Origin of the sequence: Bradyrhizobium pachyrhizi (genome assembly GCF_001189245.1) — a bacterium.
Lineage (GTDB): Bacteria > Pseudomonadota > Alphaproteobacteria > Rhizobiales > Xanthobacteraceae > Bradyrhizobium > Bradyrhizobium pachyrhizi.
The window spans coordinates 1-467 of record NZ_LFIQ01000056.1; the positions used below are offsets into that span (position 1 = coordinate 1).

1 protein-coding gene is annotated in these 467 nt (G+C 65.7%); it reads right to left on the reverse strand.

Going from position 1 to position 467, the window contains the following annotated elements; all coding sequences use genetic code 11:
• Window positions 1–134: 134 nt before the first annotated feature.
• A partial coding sequence (locus AKL29_RS10770; RefSeq protein ID WP_152977535.1) for an EAL domain-containing protein occupies window positions 135–467 on the reverse strand: 333 nt, incomplete at its 5' end.

Here is a 467-nt window from a genome sequence, read left to right on the forward strand (position 1 = left end):
AAAACAACCCCATGCAAAGGAGCCGGTGGCAGGCGGTCGACCAGTCAATTTGACACGTCGGGCAATTTCAGGGTATTCTTCCAATATTCCGAAATTGTGCAGACGCCCCTCGGGCTCGCGACTTCCGAGCGGCCTTAAGCCGCGCCGGCGACGGGTTTGCGCCGGCGCGTGGTGCTCGCTCCCGCAGCGGGGCCGCGGCGGTGCCCGGCCAGCAGCTCGCGGATCTGGGCGGCGGGCTTCGGCGGGCTGAACAGATAGCCCTGCATTTCCGAGCAGCCGAGCTCGCGCAGCAATTGCTTCTGCTGCGCGGTCTCGACGCCTTCCGCCGTCGTCGTCATGCTGCGCTCGGCGGCGATGTTGACGACGGCCTCGACGATGCCGGCCGAGCCCTGCGGATCGGCGATGTCGGTGACGAAGCAGCGGTCGATCTTGATCTTGTCGAACGGGAAGCTGCGCAGATAGCTCAG